Annotated in this window: 20 protein-coding genes; 9 read left to right on the top strand and 11 right to left on the bottom strand. The window is 68.4% G+C overall.

Annotated elements, in window-relative coordinates; all coding sequences use genetic code 11:
- Window positions 1-65 precede the first annotated feature (65 nt).
- The gene (locus KME78_RS20795) at window positions 66-1,229 is read left to right on the top strand and encodes an acyl-CoA dehydrogenase family protein (RefSeq protein WP_219530750.1); all 1,164 of its coding nucleotides are present in this window, start codon (window positions 66-68) and stop codon (window positions 1,227-1,229) included.
- Window positions 1,230-1,551: 322 nt separating this feature from the next.
- Here KME78_RS20795 and KME78_RS20790 read toward each other — a convergent pair whose 3' ends face one another.
- Genes KME78_RS20790 through KME78_RS20780 form a run of 3 tightly spaced genes read right to left on the bottom strand, consistent with a single transcriptional unit; the run spans window position 1,552 to window position 3,628 of the window.
- Window positions 1,552-2,343 carry an MBL fold metallo-hydrolase gene (locus KME78_RS20790; RefSeq protein WP_246651474.1) on the bottom strand — a complete coding sequence of 264 codons (792 nt, stop codon included), beginning with the start codon at window positions 2,341-2,343 and terminating at the stop codon, window positions 1,552-1,554.
- Window positions 2,340-2,969 (bottom strand): NAD(P)-dependent oxidoreductase, encoded by a 630-nt coding sequence (locus KME78_RS20785; protein WP_219530749.1) that lies wholly within the window; start codon window positions 2,967-2,969, stop codon window positions 2,340-2,342. Before KME78_RS20785 ends, KME78_RS20790 begins: the two co-directional genes overlap by 4 nt.
- 32 nt (window positions 2,970-3,001) lie before the next feature.
- Entirely contained in the window at window positions 3,002-3,628 is a 627-nt protein-coding gene (locus tag KME78_RS20780; RefSeq protein ID WP_219530748.1) for a TetR/AcrR family transcriptional regulator, read from the bottom strand.
- 51 nt (window positions 3,629-3,679) lie between these two features.
- Here KME78_RS20780 and KME78_RS20775 point away from each other — a divergent pair, with 51 nt between their 5' ends.
- A complete protein-coding gene (locus KME78_RS20775; RefSeq protein WP_219530747.1) occupies window positions 3,680-4,261 on the top strand; it encodes an FAD-dependent monooxygenase in 582 nt (193 codons plus the stop codon).
- A 43-nt stretch (window positions 4,262-4,304) separates the two neighbouring features.
- On the opposite strand, the gene KME78_RS20770 is transcribed toward KME78_RS20775, so the two are convergent.
- Genes KME78_RS20770 through KME78_RS20755 form a run of 4 tightly spaced genes read right to left on the bottom strand, consistent with a single transcriptional unit; the run spans window position 4,305 to window position 7,377 of the window.
- The gene (locus KME78_RS20770; protein ID WP_219530746.1) at window positions 4,305-4,820 is read right to left on the bottom strand and encodes a VOC family protein; all 516 of its coding nucleotides are present in this window, start codon (window positions 4,818-4,820) and stop codon (window positions 4,305-4,307) included.
- Window positions 4,817-5,809 (bottom strand): zinc-binding dehydrogenase, encoded by a 993-nt coding sequence (locus KME78_RS20765; RefSeq protein ID WP_219530745.1) that lies wholly within the window; start codon window positions 5,807-5,809, stop codon window positions 4,817-4,819. The genes KME78_RS20770 and KME78_RS20765 overlap by 4 nt, the downstream gene beginning before the upstream one ends.
- Before the next feature lie 9 nt (window positions 5,810-5,818).
- On the bottom strand, window positions 5,819-6,934 hold the full coding sequence (locus tag KME78_RS20760; protein ID WP_219530744.1) for an MBL fold metallo-hydrolase: 1,116 nt from the start codon (window positions 6,932-6,934) through the stop codon (window positions 5,819-5,821).
- Window positions 6,931-7,377, bottom strand: coding sequence for an ester cyclase (locus KME78_RS20755; RefSeq protein WP_219530743.1), 447 nt, complete (start codon window positions 7,375-7,377; stop codon window positions 6,931-6,933). The genes KME78_RS20760 and KME78_RS20755 overlap by 4 nt, the downstream gene beginning before the upstream one ends.
- Before the next feature lie 102 nt (window positions 7,378-7,479).
- On the opposite strand from KME78_RS20755, the gene KME78_RS20750 reads away from it, so the two are divergent.
- On the top strand, window positions 7,480-8,118 hold the full coding sequence (locus KME78_RS20750; protein WP_219530742.1) for a TetR/AcrR family transcriptional regulator: 639 nt from the start codon (window positions 7,480-7,482) through the stop codon (window positions 8,116-8,118).
- A gap of 199 nt (window positions 8,119-8,317) precedes the next feature.
- Here the strand turns inward: KME78_RS20750 and KME78_RS20745 are convergent, their stop codons facing one another.
- From KME78_RS20745 to KME78_RS20735, 3 genes are all read right to left on the bottom strand, one after another.
- Entirely contained in the window at window positions 8,318-9,001 is a 684-nt protein-coding gene (locus tag KME78_RS20745; protein WP_219530741.1) for a hypothetical protein, read from the bottom strand.
- Between the two features lie 160 nt (window positions 9,002-9,161).
- Entirely contained in the window at window positions 9,162-9,920 is a 759-nt protein-coding gene (locus tag KME78_RS20740) for a class I SAM-dependent methyltransferase (protein WP_219530740.1), read from the bottom strand.
- A gap of 140 nt (window positions 9,921-10,060) precedes the next feature.
- The gene (locus KME78_RS20735; protein ID WP_281428792.1) at window positions 10,061-10,330 is read right to left on the bottom strand and encodes a fumarylacetoacetate hydrolase family protein; all 270 of its coding nucleotides are present in this window, start codon (window positions 10,328-10,330) and stop codon (window positions 10,061-10,063) included.
- A 71-nt stretch (window positions 10,331-10,401) separates the two neighbouring features.
- Between KME78_RS20735 and KME78_RS20730 the strand changes: the two genes are divergently transcribed.
- Window positions 10,402-10,896: a VOC family protein gene (locus tag KME78_RS20730; protein WP_219530738.1), complete on the top strand. Its 495-nt coding sequence runs from the start codon at window positions 10,402-10,404 to the stop codon at window positions 10,894-10,896.
- Between the two features lie 9 nt (window positions 10,897-10,905).
- Complete coding sequence (locus KME78_RS20725; protein WP_219530737.1) at window positions 10,906-11,706, top strand: IclR family transcriptional regulator; 801 nt, start codon at window positions 10,906-10,908, stop codon at window positions 11,704-11,706.
- A gap of 77 nt (window positions 11,707-11,783) precedes the next feature.
- Here KME78_RS20725 and KME78_RS20720 read toward each other — a convergent pair whose 3' ends face one another.
- Entirely contained in the window at window positions 11,784-12,500 is a 717-nt protein-coding gene (locus KME78_RS20720; protein ID WP_219530736.1) for a FadR/GntR family transcriptional regulator, read from the bottom strand.
- Between the two features lie 106 nt (window positions 12,501-12,606).
- On the opposite strand from KME78_RS20720, the gene KME78_RS20715 reads away from it, so the two are divergent.
- From KME78_RS20715 to KME78_RS20700, 4 genes are read left to right on the top strand one after another with little or no spacing between them, the layout of a single operon-like run.
- On the top strand, window positions 12,607-13,131 hold the full coding sequence (locus tag KME78_RS20715) for a flavin reductase family protein (RefSeq protein ID WP_219530735.1): 525 nt from the start codon (window positions 12,607-12,609) through the stop codon (window positions 13,129-13,131).
- A 2-nt stretch (window positions 13,132-13,133) separates the two neighbouring features.
- Window positions 13,134-14,303, top strand: coding sequence for an acyl-CoA dehydrogenase family protein (locus tag KME78_RS20710; RefSeq protein ID WP_246651472.1), 1,170 nt, complete (start codon window positions 13,134-13,136; stop codon window positions 14,301-14,303).
- Between the two features lie 8 nt (window positions 14,304-14,311).
- The gene (locus tag KME78_RS20705; RefSeq protein ID WP_219530733.1) at window positions 14,312-15,157 is read left to right on the top strand and encodes a fumarylacetoacetate hydrolase family protein; all 846 of its coding nucleotides are present in this window, start codon (window positions 14,312-14,314) and stop codon (window positions 15,155-15,157) included.
- Window positions 15,157-16,065: a VOC family protein gene (locus KME78_RS20700; protein WP_219530732.1), complete on the top strand. Its 909-nt coding sequence runs from the start codon at window positions 15,157-15,159 to the stop codon at window positions 16,063-16,065. The genes KME78_RS20705 and KME78_RS20700 overlap by 1 nt, the downstream gene beginning before the upstream one ends.
- Window positions 16,066-16,067 lie beyond the last annotated feature (2 nt).

Here is a 16,067-nt window from a genome sequence, read left to right as displayed (position 1 = left end):
CGACTGACGGATCGGGAGCGCTCTTCTTACTCTGGATCACATACCGAACCTCATAAGGAGCTGTGATGGCGCAGAGTCAGGGGACCGAGCCCGAACGCGCGGCGCACAACAGTGCCACCGCGTTCGACGAGATGCTCGCCGAGCTGGCCGAGCGTCGCCAGGAGTTCCGCGAGCAACGCTATGTCTCCAAGGACTTCGTCCACCGGCTCAAGGGGCTCGGCCTGTACCGTTCCGCGACGCCGGAGCGGTTCGGCGGGCAGACGATGCCGCCCGCGGAGTTCCTCAGGAAGATCGAGCGGATCTCGGCCGTCGACGGCTCCACCGGCTGGGTCGCGAGCTTCGGCTCCCAGCTGGTCTATCTGGGCTCGCTGCCGCTGGAGACCCAGGCCAAGCTGTACGCCGACGGCCCGGACGTCGTCTTCGCCGGGGCGCTGTTCCCGATCCAGCAGGCCACCCCCACCGACCGTGGCTTCCTGATCAGCGGCCGGTGGAAGTTCGCCAGCGGCTGCATGGCCGCCGACATCATCTGCGTCGGCATACCCGGCGACGACTCGACCTCCGGCAAGCCCCGTGGGGCTCTGGTGCGTCCGGAGGATGTACAGATTGTGCAGGACTGGGACGTCGTCGGCATGCGGGGCACCGGCTCCTTCGATGTGCTCGCCGACAATGTCGAGGTCGATCGCGAGTGGACGTTCATCCGCGGCGGGGAGCCGGTGGTGGACGAGCCGCTCTACCGCTATCCCGCGATCACGTACGCCGCCCAGTCGCTCTCCGTCGTCTCCGCCGGCGTCGCCCGGGCCGCCCTCGACCACGCCAAGGAGGTCGGCAGCGGCCGGGGCAGCATCACCGGCGCCCCGAAACTCGCCGACCGCGCCTATTACCGCGCCGGCATCGCCGAGGCCGAGGCCGTGCTCCGCTCCGCCCGCGCCTACTTCTACGAGGCCGCCGACGAGGCGTGGCAGACGCTCGTCGCCGGCGGCCTGGTCAGCGACGAGCAGAACGCGCATCTGCGCCTGTCCGCCGCCTACCTCGCCCGGACCTCCTCGGAGGTGGTCCACAAGGTCGTCTCCCTCTCCGGCACCGCCGCGATCTACCGCGATCACCCGCTGCAGGCCCTGCTCGGCGACGCGCTGGTGCCGCAGGAGCACGCCTTCCTCAGCCCGGCGATGTACGACGCCGCGGGCGCTGTCCTCATGGGCCGGCCACCAACCGTCCCCGCCTTCCGCTGAGCCAGTCCCGTGCCTTTCGACGTCCGGTCCGGTGCGACGCCGCCGGCCAGGGCGCGCATGGTGTGGATCACGGTTTCCGGCCTTCTCGGTCTGGGTGGGTCCAGGTGAAGACGGGCGGTCGGTGTTCGAGGAGGCGGTGATGCCCTCGGCGGCCTCATCGCTGGTGAGGACCTGTTCCTGCCAGAAGCGGTCGGCGGTGAGGATCGCGATGGTCAGGTGGTCGAGAGGAGCATCGCCGGCGCCGAGCAGGACGGCGTTCTGGCGGATCCACTCGCGGCTGCGGAGTTGACAAGGGGCACAGAACTCGGGGGATGAATACTCCTCAAGTACGGCGGCGCGCCTGCTCGTACAGGGTCGGATCGTGGGCGTTGATGATCACCAGGTCGGGGTCCGCGCGGCGGTGGAGCTCGGCGAGGCGGGCGTGGTTCTGCCTGACCTGCTTCAGGTCGAAGGCGATGAGGGTCTCCATGGTCCGCAGCGCGGCAGGGACGCGCGAGCGGCCGTCAATCGTAGCGGGATGGTAGAAGGCGTCTCCCGCATGGAGTAGCCACCGGTCGCCCGCGTCGACCGCCACGCACGCATGTCCGCGGGTGTGGCCGGGCAACGAGACCAGGACGATGCCTGGAGCGATGCCATCGAGCTCCTTGGCCGCGGCGAATCCCCGCCACCGCTCCCCGTCCGGCTCGTGCTCGACGATCGTGGGTCCGTGTGCCCACTGCGCCGCGTTGTAGCGGATCTTCTCGCGCCACGACGGCGACCACATCGCCCCGGAGGCCTCCGCCACCGTGACGTGGACCTGGGCCTGCGGGAAGTCGGCCAGGCCACCGATGTGGTCGGCGTCGAAATGGGTCAGGACGATGTGCCGGACGTCGTCCCGGCGGAAGCCGAGCCGTTCGACCTGGCGGGCGGCGGTCTCGTCGGGATTCAACACCGGCCGGATGACGTGACGGAAAGGCCCGATGCGCTGGGCGGGATCGGCGATGTCCTCCAGCCCGAAGCCGGTGTCGACCAGGACCAGGCCGTTCTCGGTTTCGGCCAGCAGGACGTGGCAGACCATGTGGGCGGTGGGCATCAGCATGGTGCCGCAGTTGAGGTGGTGGACCTTCATGGTCATCGCGTGAGCAGGACAGCGTCGCGGTGTGACCACTCCTGGCCCTCGGCCGCGTGGAGCAGGAATTCGGCGACGTCGGCGCGGCTGATGCGATCGCCGACCTTGCGGGTGGGTTTGTCCACCGCGCGGTAACGTCCGGTGTGCCGGCCGTTGGTGAGGATCGCCGGGTAGACCAGGGTCCAGTCGAGGGCGCTGGCGCGGATGAGGCCGTCGGCCACGGCCTTGTCGGCGAAGAGCTTGCTCATCAGCAGCTTGATGGCGAGCTTGGGCAGGGCGGCGATGTCCGGCTCGGTCCTGCCGGAGCCGAGCGCGGACAGCACGACGACGCGGGTCACGCCGGTGGCCTCGGCGGCGGGGACGAGCGCGCGGGCGGCGCGGCCGGCCAGATCGGACTTGAAGTCCTTGCCCGCGCCGAGCGCGGAGATGAGCGCGTCGCTTCCGTCGAGCGCCCGCTTCAGGTCATCGGTCCGGGTGGCGTCGCCGGTCACGACGGTGACCCGCTGGTCACCGCGCTGGGGCAGCTTGGCGGGGTCGCGGACCAGCACGGTGATCGTGTGCCCGGCTTTGAGCGCCTGGGTCAGGACCTGCTGGCCGGTGGGGCCGGTGGCGCCCAGAAGAGTGAGATGCATGAACGTGCTCCCTTGTAACGGTGTGGTGTGGTTTACGGGTTGAGGTACGGCGCGCAGGCGTCGACCAGGATGCGGGTCAGGCGGGCGCGGACCTCGGTGTCGGGGTAGTCGAAGCGAGTCGGCGACTGGGTGCCGAACAAGAGTTCTTGCTGGGCCAGGCTGAGCAGAGTGCGCACGGCGAAATCCAGGTCGCGTTCGGCCTGTGCCATCCGGTCGGCCGGGATGTGCTCCGCCAGCCGCCCCGCGATCGCGGCCGACAGCGCCCGCCAGATCTCGGTGGCTCTGCCGTACATCACGGGGTTGTCGGACAGGAGGACGCTGCGCAGCAGTCGGTGATTGTCCCGGTAGACGGTGACGAGTTCGCCGACGGCATAGGCCAGGAACTCCTCGGGCGGTAGTTCCACGCTGTCGATCGCATCGATGATCTTGTCTAGGGTCCGTTCTTTGAAGCGCTCGTGTACGGCGAGCAGCATCGCGGTCTTGTCGGAGAAGCGCGCGTAGATCGCTGTTGGCGCGCTGGCCGAGCGGGCGGATACCTCGGCGATGGTGATCTGGTCGAAGGGCTTTTCGGCCAGCAGTTCCTCCAGTGCCGTCAGGATTCGCTCCATCGTGGCCCGGCTGCGCGCCTGGCGTGGCTTGACGACTCGCAGTTCGTTCATGGTTCCAGTCTACCTCTTGACGGTAATGGTAGTATCGTTACTATTTCGATTGTGAAGCAGATCTCACCCGTGACCGTGCTGGGTGGCGGCCCTGTCGGATTGGCCGCCGCCCTGGAGCTGGCCCGCTTCGGCGTGCCGTCAGTCGTCCTGGAGCAGCGCTCGCAGACCTCCTGGCATCCCAAGACCCGTAACTTCAACACCCGCACGATGGAGATCGCCCGCGGCTGGGGGCAGGCGACCTACCAGCGGCTACGCGGCATCGACACCCCGCCCGGCTGGAAGAGTCCCATCCGTTTCTTCGACACCCTCGCCGGCAAGCAGGCCGGACAGATCGACTCACTCGGCTTCCTCGGCCCCGGACCGGACATCAGCCCTGCCCTGCCCGTCATGTCCTCCCAGGACCTCATCGAGAAGATCCTGGTAGACGCGGCCGCCGCCACCGGCCTGGTCGACTTGCGCTTCGGCCACCGAGCCACCCGCGTGCTCCCGGAAGAGCCCGGCCTAGAGGTGATCGACCCGCAGGGTGACACTTACCCCGTCACCGGTAGCGCCCTGGTCGCCGCGGACGGCGTGGACAGTCTCGTCCGCGCGCAGCTCGGGATAGGCCTGGACGGCGAGCAGCGAGCCGCATGATGGATCTCTTTGATGGTGTTGCGCTTTCACGGGGCGTCCGGGGTCAGAGCTCGATGATCGGTTTGGTGCCGTCCCAGGTGGCGGTCGCTTCACGGACGAAGGCGAACAGCTCGCCCTTGACGCTGCCGGTATCGGAGATCTCGATCATCGTTCCGGGGTCGTGTTCGGTGTCGAGGTAGGCGAACCGGCCGCCGCCCAGCAGCCCCTCCTGCGCCACCCGATAGCCCAGTGAGAGCGCTTTGTCGTAGAGGGTCTGATAGTCGCTGGTCCAGTAGGCCACGTGTTGGGCGCCCTCGCGTCCGGCAGTGAGGAAGTCGCGATAGACAGAGGGGGCGTCGTTGCGCTGCTGGATCAGCTCGATCTGGATGCCGCCGGAGTTGGCCACGGCGGCACTCATCTCCAGTGGGGAGTCGGCGCCCCGGTAGCGGAAGTAGTCCAGTTCGACCTTCTCCAGGTAGAACCAGGGGCCGACGCCATGGCTGATCCAGTGGTCCATCGAGGCCCTGATGTCGCGCACGACGTAGCCGATCTGGGAGATCTCACCGAAGACGCGACTCATGCCGTCACCTCGAACACGACCTTGCCGACGGCCTGGTATGACCGCATGTACTCGATGGCCGCCGTCGCGTCGTGGAGGGGGAAGACACGGTCGACGACGGGGCGGACGCGGCCGTCGGCGACGGCCGGGACGGCCTCCGGCACCAGCGCGGCGCAGACGTCGGCGAGTTCGTCGGGGGTGCGGACGCTGAAGGTGGTGCCGAGCACGCGCAGCCGCCGGAAGGCCAGGTCGTTGAGGTCGATCGTGGACTCGGCGCCGGCGAGCCGGCCGATGTTGACGATCGTCCCGCCGATCCGGGCAGCGCGGAAGGTGTCGGCGAACAGCCGGCCGCCGACGTGGTCGAGGACGACGTCGACGCCCACGCCGGCGGTCGCGCCGCCGACAGCTGCGGCGAGGTCCTCGGTCGCGGTGTTGACGACCAGGTCGGCTCCCGCCGCCTTCACGGCGTCCGCCTTGCCGGCCGATGAGGTGGTGCCGATGACCTGGGAGGCGCTGAAGGCCTTGGCCAGCTGGACGGCGAGCAGGCCGATCGCCGAGGTGGCACCGACTACGAGCACGCTCTGCCCGGCGGTGAAGCCGCCCTGGGTGATCAGCGCGTCGTGTTCGGTGGCCAGGGCGACGGGTAGCGCGGCGGCGCCGGTCCAGTCCAGCGACGGCGGCATCGGGATCACGTGCCGGTGGTCGACGATCGCGTACGGGGCGAACGCGCCGAGCGTCAACCCCATCACCTGATCCCCGACCGCCGGCGCCGTCACGCCGTCGCCGACCGCGGCTACCAGACCGGCGAATTCGAACCCGGCGGTGTAGACGCTTCCGGTCTTTGAGTTCGGGTTGTAGCTGCCTTCCAGCATGTACAGGTCGGCGCGGTTGATTCCGGCGGCGTGGACGCGGACGAGGATCTGGCCGGGGGCAGGCGTGGGCACCGCGACGTCGCGCGGCTCCCAGTCGGCGGCGACGCCTCCGATGAGCGCGCGCATGGTGTCGGTCATGGGTGGTCCTTACAGTTGGCCATGGCGGAGGGCGCCATGGGTGAACGTCGGTTTGGTGCCAGGGCTCAGCCGGTGCGCGGTGAGCTCGCTGGAGGGGAAGAACTGGGGAAAGCGCGGGTCGGCCTGGGATCGGTCGACGAGGGTCTTCTCAAGGACGAGGGAGTTGTACTGGTCGGCGGTGGTCTCGATGGTGTTGGCGTTGAGCACGACCTCCTGCTGCCATCGACGTGACCAGCCCCGCAGACCCGGAAGACGGCTGTGCTGGGGGACGAGGCACTCGGCGGCGATGGCGTTCTCGCTGCTCGCCCAGATGCCGGTGCCGGAGTTGAGCACCAGGGTCTGGTTGCCGAGCACGTGCCCGGGGGTGGCGAGCAGGGCGATGCCCGGGCCGAGCAGGACGTCGGCGTCGATGGCCAGGACGGCGTCGGTGCGCAGGTCGCGGTAGGTCTCCGGCTGATACCAGGGGCGTTGCATCGGATGCAGGTCGGCCATCGCGGCGAGTTCGTGCCGCTGGGCGATCAGCTTGGCGTTGGGAAACAGCGGTTCGACGGGGCGGTCGGGGTTGATGTCCGGCTGCGGGCGGGTGGTGCCGATCCAGCGCCGTACGTCCTGGGTGTGCAGATGGTCGAAGACCAGGTAGTCGACCTCCGCCGGGTCGATGCCCGCAGCTGTCAGATGACCCGGCACGGTGCCGTGCTCGGCCACGATCGCCTTCCGCAGCACGGCCGGGGTCTTCGCCGTCAGCGCCGCGAAGTACGGGGTGTTGCGGCCGAGCGTGACGTCGCTCGGCTCGAACAGCAGCGTGCGGCGGCGGCCGTCGCTGTCGTGCCAGCGGACCAGCAACATCCGATTGGTGATGCTCAGGAACGGGGCCGGGCTGAGCGGGGCGCGCCAGAGCCCGAACCGGGTCGGATACGGCAGCGACACCAGGTCGAACGTGGCCACGACGTCGGGTGCGCCGGTGGCGGCGAACTCGGATCGGAAGGCTGTGGCCCGGTCGCGTACCCAGCGCAGCCTGGCCCCGAACCCTCCAGGAATGTCCGCGGCGCCGCGCAAGGTGTCGATGGTGGTGCCAGGTGTGGCCGATTCCAGGGACGCGACGGCGAACGTCGCGGGTGTGGTCATAGCGCCGGCCCCGGGAGGATGCCCAACTGGGTGGCGATCGAGGCGGAGTCGAAGTAGATCCGCTCGCAGGTGATCAGGTCGCCGTCCTCGCCGTCGAAGAAGAAGAACGCCACCATCGGAACCCGGAAGGTCTTGCCTGTCGGGGGGATCCCGAAGAGGTCGCCCAGGTGCGTGCCCAGCAGTTCGAACTCGGCGATCACGGCGTCCGCGGCGTGATGCAGCCGGACGCGGTCGTGCCGCAGGTCTGGGAACGACGTTCGCGACCTGCGGTGATAGGCCAGCACCGCCTCGGCGCCGTCGAACGTCTCCCCAGTGCCGACCAGCTCGTAGCGCGGATGGTCCATCGTCGCGAGCGTCGCGTCGAAGTCCTGCCTCACCTCCGACTCGAAGTGGGCGTGCACGAGCGCCTCACGCGCCTCACGCAGGATGACCGTCGCCGTCATGATCTTTCAACCTCCTGAGACATTGCCGATACACTCGATACAGAAACGTACTCGATACAAGCATGTATTCAATACGCGAGTGTATTCATCTGGGAGCGAGTCATGTCAACACCTCACGCGGTCCCCGAGCGCGTACGCCGCCGGCCGCGCGCCGAGACGAGGGCGCTCGTGCTGGAGGCCGCCATGCGCGCCTTCGGTGAGACCGGTTACGCCCAGACCTCCCTGGAGCAGGTGGCGGCCATGGCAGGGCTGAGCCGCGGCGCGGTCTACTCGAACTTCTCCGGCAAGGACGAGTTGTTCCTCGAGCTCCTGCGCGAGACGATCGCGCAGCGGATCCGGCAGATCGCGCAGGCCATGGCCCCGGCTCCGACCCGGGCCGCCCAGACGCGGCAGGCCGGCGAGGTGATGGTCGGGGAGCTCCGCGAGCACCCCGAACGCCACCTGCTGTTCATCGAGTTCTGGATGCGGGCGGTCCGCGACCCGGGCATTCGCGAGCAGTTCCGTCTCCACCGGCAGGAGACCCGCGACGTCCTCGCCACGGCGCTGCAGGAGCAGGCGACCCGGTGGGGAGTGGCGCTGCCGATACCCGCCCCGGAGCTCGCCATCGGGCTGATGAGCCTGTTCAACGGGTTCGGGTTGGAGCACCTGGTCGACCCCGACGTGGCGACGTCCGAGTTGTTCGACAAGCTGCTCTCGGCCCTGCTGTCAACACCTTCGGGGCAGGGCGCGCCGCCGGGATGAGGGATCTGCCCGCGACCGCCGAACTGGTGGCCGACGCGGCTTTCGCTCCGGGCGGCGAGACCGTCTTGTACGAGCTCGCCCCTTTCTGGGGGCGAGATGCCGCAACCGCACTGTGGCGGAGCTGATGCAGGATCCACCCCTGGCGGTGCGGGTCGAGCTTGGCGGTGGTCTGACGAGACGGCAGATGATCTTTGGCGGGCTACTCTCGTGTCTCGAGGAGTCGTGCCACAGCCGTCTTGGCGGCGGACTTGGTGAGCGCAGAGTCGAATTCGCCGACGTTGCCATCGTGCTCCAACACCATCAGGGTGTTCTTCACCCGAATGATCACAACGTCGATGGCGACCATCATGCTGCTCGCCAGTTCGGAGTCCCGCTCCAGATTGCTGTTCGGGAACCCGCTACGGAACTTGATGCCATATGTGCTGTCACCGAGCCGGCCGATCGACAACTGGCGGATGATATCTCGCGAACCGTCCGTCTTGACGGTGATCTTGCGGCAATGACGGACCATGGCCTTGGCCGCGCGCTCCAGGGTGGAGATCTCGCTGGAGGTGCCGCTCACGATGTATTCGCTGATCCCCTCCCACCGCTCCTGGTGTTTCAAAGCCGTCGCGATCTTGGTGCGATAAACCGCGGTGAGGCGCTTGGAGGCTTTGCCGCACGCTGTTGAATGGGCGAAAGTGGAGTTCCGCAGCCCTGTGGTGCGGTAGTCGCGACGGCTGAAGTCGCTCCCGAGATCCTTCGGTACGAGGAGGGCGGCCTTGAGCGGATCGGCGGACCGCTGGGCCGACACGTTCTGCGCCAGTCCGGGACTCGACGTCAGCAGTGACCCAGCTAAGACACCTGCCAGAGGAAACGACCACTTAGCGATCACCCCAGCCACTCTAGGATCATCCTCCCCGAACTTTGGGGAGTGCCCCCATAGCGATCTGAGAACGATCCACGTCCGCGATCGCCAACATGCCGTCAGGGCGCTGTTGTTTTCTGATCGACACCTTGGCCGGTTCAGGCACTAGGCGGAAGCGTGGGGTGCGATATCGCGTCTAGCGCCGTTCGAGCGTGAGCAGTGGCTCAGCGAACTCCGGCGCCGGTGCGTCGGGATCCGCGGCGACAGCCTGCTCCAGGCGGCGGAAGCCGGCCTCCAGTTCCTCGGGGCTCAGCTGAGCGAAGAAGGAAAGGGTGCGCAGGCGCAGCCGTTCGAGCATGTCACCGCACGTGCCGGAGGACGGCTCGGTAACCGTGCCGAAGCCGGTGACGCGCCAGCCGGCCGACGTGAACATCTCGATGACCTCGTGCAGCGGCTGAAACAGCGCGGCGTCCGCCTCGTAGCCGCGGGGGAAGTGCTCCAGCCACCACGGCCTGGGATGGTGGTCGCGGAAATTCGCGCGCAGGAGCAGCCGCCCGCCGGGCCTGAGCACTCTGGCCAGCTCCCGCACCGCCCGCGGCTTGTCCTGGACGTGATGCCAGGACAGGAACAGGAGAGCGTAGTCGGCGCTGCCGGACGGCACCGGCAGGTCCTCGGCGGAGCCTGCCAGATACCGCACACCGGGATGCGGGGACTGCGCCTGCGCCACCTCACGCATGCGGACCGACGGCTCGACGCCGGTGACCGGCCCGAACGTCCGCGCCAGCGCCGGGGTGAACCTGCCGGTCCCTGAGCCGACGTCCAGCCCCGCCAGCGGACGCCGCTCGGGCATCACCGCTTCAAAGGCAGCGATCCATGTCCGCAGCTGCTGCTCGGCGAGCGCACGGCCACGCGCGTAGTCCTGGTACTGCTCCGTGTCGTAGTCGATCCGCCTCATCGCAGCTCCCGTGTCCGGTCAAACTGACGGCCCGATATATCAACTTGATACATCGGTGCGATATGCACTGTCACGTCATGCTGCAAGGCGGGCATTGCGGCCGGACCGCTCTTGAGTGGAGTGACACGTGTCGCGTCATGTCACGTCTCAGCGATCCGAGGTGTCCTGAGGTCGCAGCGGATCTCCAGGTCGGGCTCGCTGCCACCCAGTTCGTCGGGAGTCACCAGGACGGGGCCGACCGGAGTGGTGGCCTCGAAGGTCTTGCCGGACAGGAACTCCCTGGTGCGTCGCTGGTAGTCGCGAACGGTCACGTCATTGACGACGGTGTAGCCGGCAACGTGGTCCAACGCCTTCTCCCTGGATACGTGCCGTCCCGTGCGGCCGATCACAAAGCCCTCTCTTGTCGACATAGAGAGCCCCATCGTATCTTTGTATCGAAATACAGGATAGACATCCTGCAAAACGAGACATCGGAGAAGAGATGGCGATCGCGGAGCTTGGCCACACAGGGCTGTGGGTGTGGGACCTGCCGCTCATGCGTGACTTCTACGAGCGCGTGCTCGGTCTGACCGTCACGGATGAGGACGCCGACCTGGGGATCGTCTTCTTCAGCTCCCGGCCGGATGAGGAACATCACGAGTTCGTGCTGCAGACGGGCCGGACGGCGGAGCCCGGTGCCAAGCAGCAGCACCAGATCTCTTGGCGGGTGGAGAGCCTGGACGACATCATCACCTTCCACCACCGTTTCCGTGAGGAGGGAGTCGAGGTCCAGCAGGAGGTCACCCATGGCAACGCCTTCGGCATCTACTTCTTCGACCCGGAGGGCAACCGCAACGAGGTCTATCTGCGTATCGACCGAGACGTCCGGCAACCGTTCCGCAAGACGCTCAACCTCGACCTGGCCCCGGAGGAGATCTACGCCGAGGCCGAACGGCTGCTCGCCGAGGGCGGGCCCGTGTATCAGCCGGCCCAGTAGCCTTTTCGCATGTCAGGAATCGACTCTCAGGCATCGGGATACCGCAGCCGCAACTCCACTGCGGATCGAGCACTGGACATCCTGCTGCTGTTCGACGACGACGTTCTTGTCCTGTCGGCGAGCCGCGTGGCCGAGCACCTGAACGTGGCGCGCTCCACCGCCTACCGCTACCTGCAGAGCCTGACCTCGACGGGATTCCTGGAGGAGAACGACGGTGGGTCGGGCTTCCGGCTCGGTCCCCGCGTTCTCGATCTGGCTCGGCTCGCCCGTAAGGGCATCGGCCTGTCGGATCTGGCACGGCCGATCATGCGCGGACTGGTTCGGGAGACCGGCTTCCCGGTCCTGCTCACCCGCCGCACCGGCTTGTCCGCTGTCTGTCTCGAACGCGAGGAGAGCGGTCAGGCTCTGCGGCTGTCGTACGAACGTGGCCAGGTCCTGCCGATCAACGCCGGCGCGGCGGCGCTCTCCCTGCTCGCCTGGGCGCCCGACGAGGTGGTCGAGGAGATCCTGCGCCGGCCCCTCGCCCGCTTCACCGACGCCACACTGATCGACGCGGGGCTGCTGCGTGAGCGGTTGTCGCAGATCCGGGAGCGGGGATATGCCGCCTCGCGCGGCGAACTGGACCCCGACGTGCTGGGCGTCGCCGCGCCCGTGTTCGGCCAGGACGACGTGGTGGTCGCCGCCGTGAGCATCGCCGCGTTGTCGCACCGTGTCGGCGATGCTCAGGTGGTCGACGTCGCCCAGGCCGTGATGCGGGCCGCGCGCGAGCTCACCGCCCAGGTCACCAGGCTCGAAGTCGCCACAGCCTGATCGCGTCCACGGATCCAGGACCATCCGGCTGCGTTTCTGTGAGGTGAAGAGCGTCGCGCGGCCTTTGGGTTCGCGCGTCAGGCGGTGACGTTGTGCGCGTGAATGAGCCGGATCGCCTCATCCCGGTCGCGCCGTTCGAGCGCGTCGATGAGGCCGGCATGCAGGGCGAGCCGCTCGTTGATGTAGTCCGGCAGCGGCTTGCCGTCCCCGGGCAGCACCGACAGCGTGTGGGATTCGATCAGGTCGAGCAGGCTCAGGTAGAGCGAGCGCAGCAGCGGATTGGGGCTGATCTCGGCGATCGCGGCGTGCAGTTTCCAGTTCGCGTGCACGAAAGCCGCCGCGTCGCCGCCCTTGGCCGCCTCGGCCATCACGCCGAGCCGGTCCCGCAGGCCGGCGAGGTCGGCGGGGGAGGCGTGCCACAGGGCGTCCTCGATCAGCAGCGGGTCGAGTGCGTCGCGGATGCGGACGGCGTCGGCGACGTCGGTCTGCTGGGCGTCCAGGGCCAGAACGGAGTTGCCCAGTCGCACCATGGGCGACTGCTCGGCGGCGAACAGCCCCCCGCCAGGCCCGGGGCGCACCGTCACCAGCCCACGGGCCTGCAGGATCCGCAGCGTTTCGTTGAAGGTGCCGACCGACACGCCGCACCTCGCGCGCAGCTCTTCCCGGGTGCCCAGCCGCGCCCCCGGCTCGGTCGCCGCGACGAGCTCGGCGATGCTGTCGGCGGCTTGCTGGGCTCGGCGCAGCGCGGGCTTGTCCCAGTCCGCGCGCCGCAGCGCCGGATCGTTGCCTACCACGAGATCTCCTCTCAATCCTTCATGAACAATACCGCCCATCGTCCTTGACGTGCCCTGGACTTCGGTTGCAATATGCCCGTAATCATCATGAACAATTGGAGCGAGCATGGTGACAGACCGCGAGTTCCGCGACCTCATGGCCGGAGTGTGCGCTCCGGTGACGGTCGTGACCGCCGCCGCCCAGGACAAGACACCGCACGGGACGACCGTGAGCGCGTTCGCCTCGTTGTCGCTTCGGCCGCCGATGGTGACGGTCGCCCTCGATCGCTCCTCCGCGGTGCTCGGTCTCATCCTGGCGAGCCGGCGATTCGGCGTGAACGTGCTCGGCCAGGCTCAGGACGACCTGGCGCTGACCTTCGCCCGGCGCGCCGCCGACCGTTTCGCCGGTGTGCCGTGGCACGTCGAGAACGGCCTGCCCTGCCTGGAGGAAGCGCCGGGCTGGCTGGCCTGCCGGCTGACTCAGGCGGTCGAGGGCGGTGACCACCTGCTGCTTCTCGGTCTGGTCACCCATGCGCGTACGGTCACCGCCGCGCCGCTGGTGTACGGCCACCGCACGTTCGGCACCCACTCCGGCTTCGCCCGCCGCCCACGGCGGGCCATCACCGATCACGTCGACGCTTTGAGGAGATGACGATGGAAACCACTGACGAGCTGGTGGAGCGCGCCGAAGCGCTGCTGCCGCTGCTGCGCGAGCAGGCGGCCAAGACCGAGGAGGACCGGCGGGTCCCGGACGAGGTGATCGACGCGCTGGGCGCGGCCGGTCTGTTCCGTCTTTCGGTGCCCAAACGGTACGGTGGGCTCGGTACCGACATGCGCACCATGCTGGAGGTCTCGGCGAAGGTGGCCGAGGGCGACGGGTCCACCGCGTGGGTCGTCACCCTGATCAACGTATGCAACTGGCTGACCTCGCTGTTCCCCGCGCAGGCTCAGGAAGAGGTCTTCGCCGACCCGCAGGTCAAGGTCTCCGGCGTCCTCACCCCCTCCTCCAGCGCCCGCCGGGTCGAGGGCGGCTGGCGGGTCTCAGGCCGCTGGTTCTACAACTCCGGCTCCTGGCACGCCACCTGGGCCGTGCTCGGCGTCCCCCTCACCGATGACAGCGGCGAGGTCGTCGACCAGGCGCTGGTCCTGGTGCCCAGAGCCGACTTCGAGATCGAAGACGTCTGGTTCGTCGCCGGCATGCGCGGTACGGGCAGCAACTGCCTCATCGTCGGCGACGTCTTCGTACCCGAGCATCGCGTGCTGTCGGTTCCCTCCGCGATCGAGGGCGATTACGGCACCCAGCACACCGACGAGTTGCTCTATCGGGCCGCGTTCGTGCCGGTGTTGGCGCTGGTGCTGGCAGCGCCGCAGATCGGGCTCGGCAGGGCCGCGCTGCGTTACGTCACCGAGCGGGCCGGTCGCAAGGCCATCTCCTACACCTTCTACGAGACCCAGGCCGAATCGACCGCCTTCCAGCTGCAGATCGCCGAGGCCGCCAACCGCATCGACACCGCGTACCTGCACGCCGTACGTGCTGCGAGCGACATCGACTCCTTCGCCGAGCGCGGCGAGTATCCACCGACGCTCCTGCGGGCACGCGTGCGCTCCGACACCGGCGTCGCCGTGCAGAACGTGGTCGCCGCCATCCAGACCCTCCTCGACGCGCATGGAGCGGGCAGCTTCGCCGAGGTCAACCCGCTGCAGCGCATCTGGCGCGACGCCAACGTGGCCGCCCGGCACGCCGTCGCCGTCCCCCAGATCGGCTTCGAGGTGTACGGCAAGGCATTGCTCGGCGTCGACGACCAGATCACCCCGCTCATCTAGGAGACTTCATGAGAGTCGCCAACCTGTCCGGTCGGCTCGTCCTCATCCGGCACCACAGAGCCGTTGACGTCGCTGAGGCCAGCGACGGGCTGTTCGCTTCGGACCCCCAGGCCGTCTATGACCGCTGGCAGGAGTTCACCGCGTGGGCGGCCGCGGCCGAACTGCCCGACGGCGCCGCGTTCGACGAACGGGACCTCGGCGCACCCGTGCCCGCGCCGCGCCAGGTGTTCGCCATCGGGCTCAACTACCGCGAGCACGCCGCGGAGTCCGGCTTCGCCGTCCCCGACACCTTGCCGCCGGTCTTCACCAAGTTCGCCTCCGCGATCACCGGACCGGTCACGGAGGTGGCCCTGCCGCCGGGCGGGCACACCGACTGGGAGGTGGAACTGGTCGCCGTCATCGGCAAGCGCGCCCATCACGCCGAACCGTCCTGGGAGTATGTGGCCGGACTCACCGCGGGGCAGGACCTGTCCGAGCGGATCACCCAGATGGCCGGACCCGCACCGCAGTTCGGCCTGGGCAAATCCTTTCCCGGGTTCGCGCCCATGGGGCCCTGGCTGGTTTCGCTGGAGGAGTTCGCCAACCTGGACGAGCTCGAGCTCGGCTGCTCCATCAACGGTGCGGAGATGCAGAAGGGCCGTACCCGGGACCTGGTCTTCTCCGTTCCCGCCTTGATCGCGAAGCTGTCGGCGGTGCTGCCGCTGCTGCCCGGCGACGTCATCTTCACCGGCACACCGGCCGGGGTCGGCCTCGGCCGTAATCCGCAGCGCTGGCTGGCGCCGGGCGATGAGCTCGTCTCGTACGTGGAAGGTATCGGCGAGCTCCACCAGACCTTCATCGAAGGAGGCCACTGATGTCCCTGCACCGCCTCAGCTCGATCACCATGGGCGTCCCCAACACCGCGGAGACGGGCGCCTACTACACCGACTTCGGCCTGAAGCCCGAGGACGACGGCTGGTTCTCCACCCAGGATGGCGGCCGGCAGCTCCGCATCGTGCCCACGGCGACCCGGCGGCTGGTGGAGATCGTCGTCGGAGTCGATCACCCCGACGATCTGGCCGCCGTCGCCTCGCGACTGGAGGTTCCCTTCGACGGCGACACCCTCACCGTCCACGAGCCGGTCACCGGAATGCGCGCCGTGCTCCGCGTCGAACCGCGGATCGAGCAGCAGGCGGTCCTAGCCACCCCGTACAACGGGCCCGGACGCCAGGAAAGGGCCGGCACCCGCGCGCCCGGCGTGCTGCGCGAAGGGCGGGTCCGGCCCCGCAAGCTCGGCCACGCCGTGCTCGCCACCACCGACCTGGCCGTGACCAGCGCCTTCTTCATCAAGGGGCTCGGCTTCAAGGCCAGCGACTTCATCAAGGACGCGGGGGCGTTCCTGCGCTGCTCGACCGACCACCACAACATCCTGGTGCTGCGGGCCCCGGTCACCTTTCTGCACCACACCTCCTGGCAGGTCGACGACATCGACGAGATCGGCCGAGGCGCCTTCGCCATGCTGGAGGACCACCCCGAGCGGCACGTGTGGGGCCTGGGACGGCACCACGCCGGATCCAACTTCTTCTGGTACCTCAAAGATCCCGCGGGCAACTTCAGCGAGTACTACTCCGACATGGACTGCGTCATCGACGACCAGCTGTGGACCCCGGAAACCCTCGAAGGCGCCAAAGGCCTGTTCAACTGGGGGCCGCCTCCGCCGCCGAGCTTCCTGCACCCCGAAGACCTCGCCGCGCTCATGACCGGTGCGCACAGCCCTCGATAGGA

It is taken from the genome of Nonomuraea guangzhouensis (assembly GCF_019396345.1).
Classification (GTDB): domain Bacteria; phylum Actinomycetota; class Actinomycetes; order Streptosporangiales; family Streptosporangiaceae; genus Nonomuraea; species Nonomuraea guangzhouensis.
This window is presented reverse-complemented; position numbering and strand designations above follow the sequence as displayed.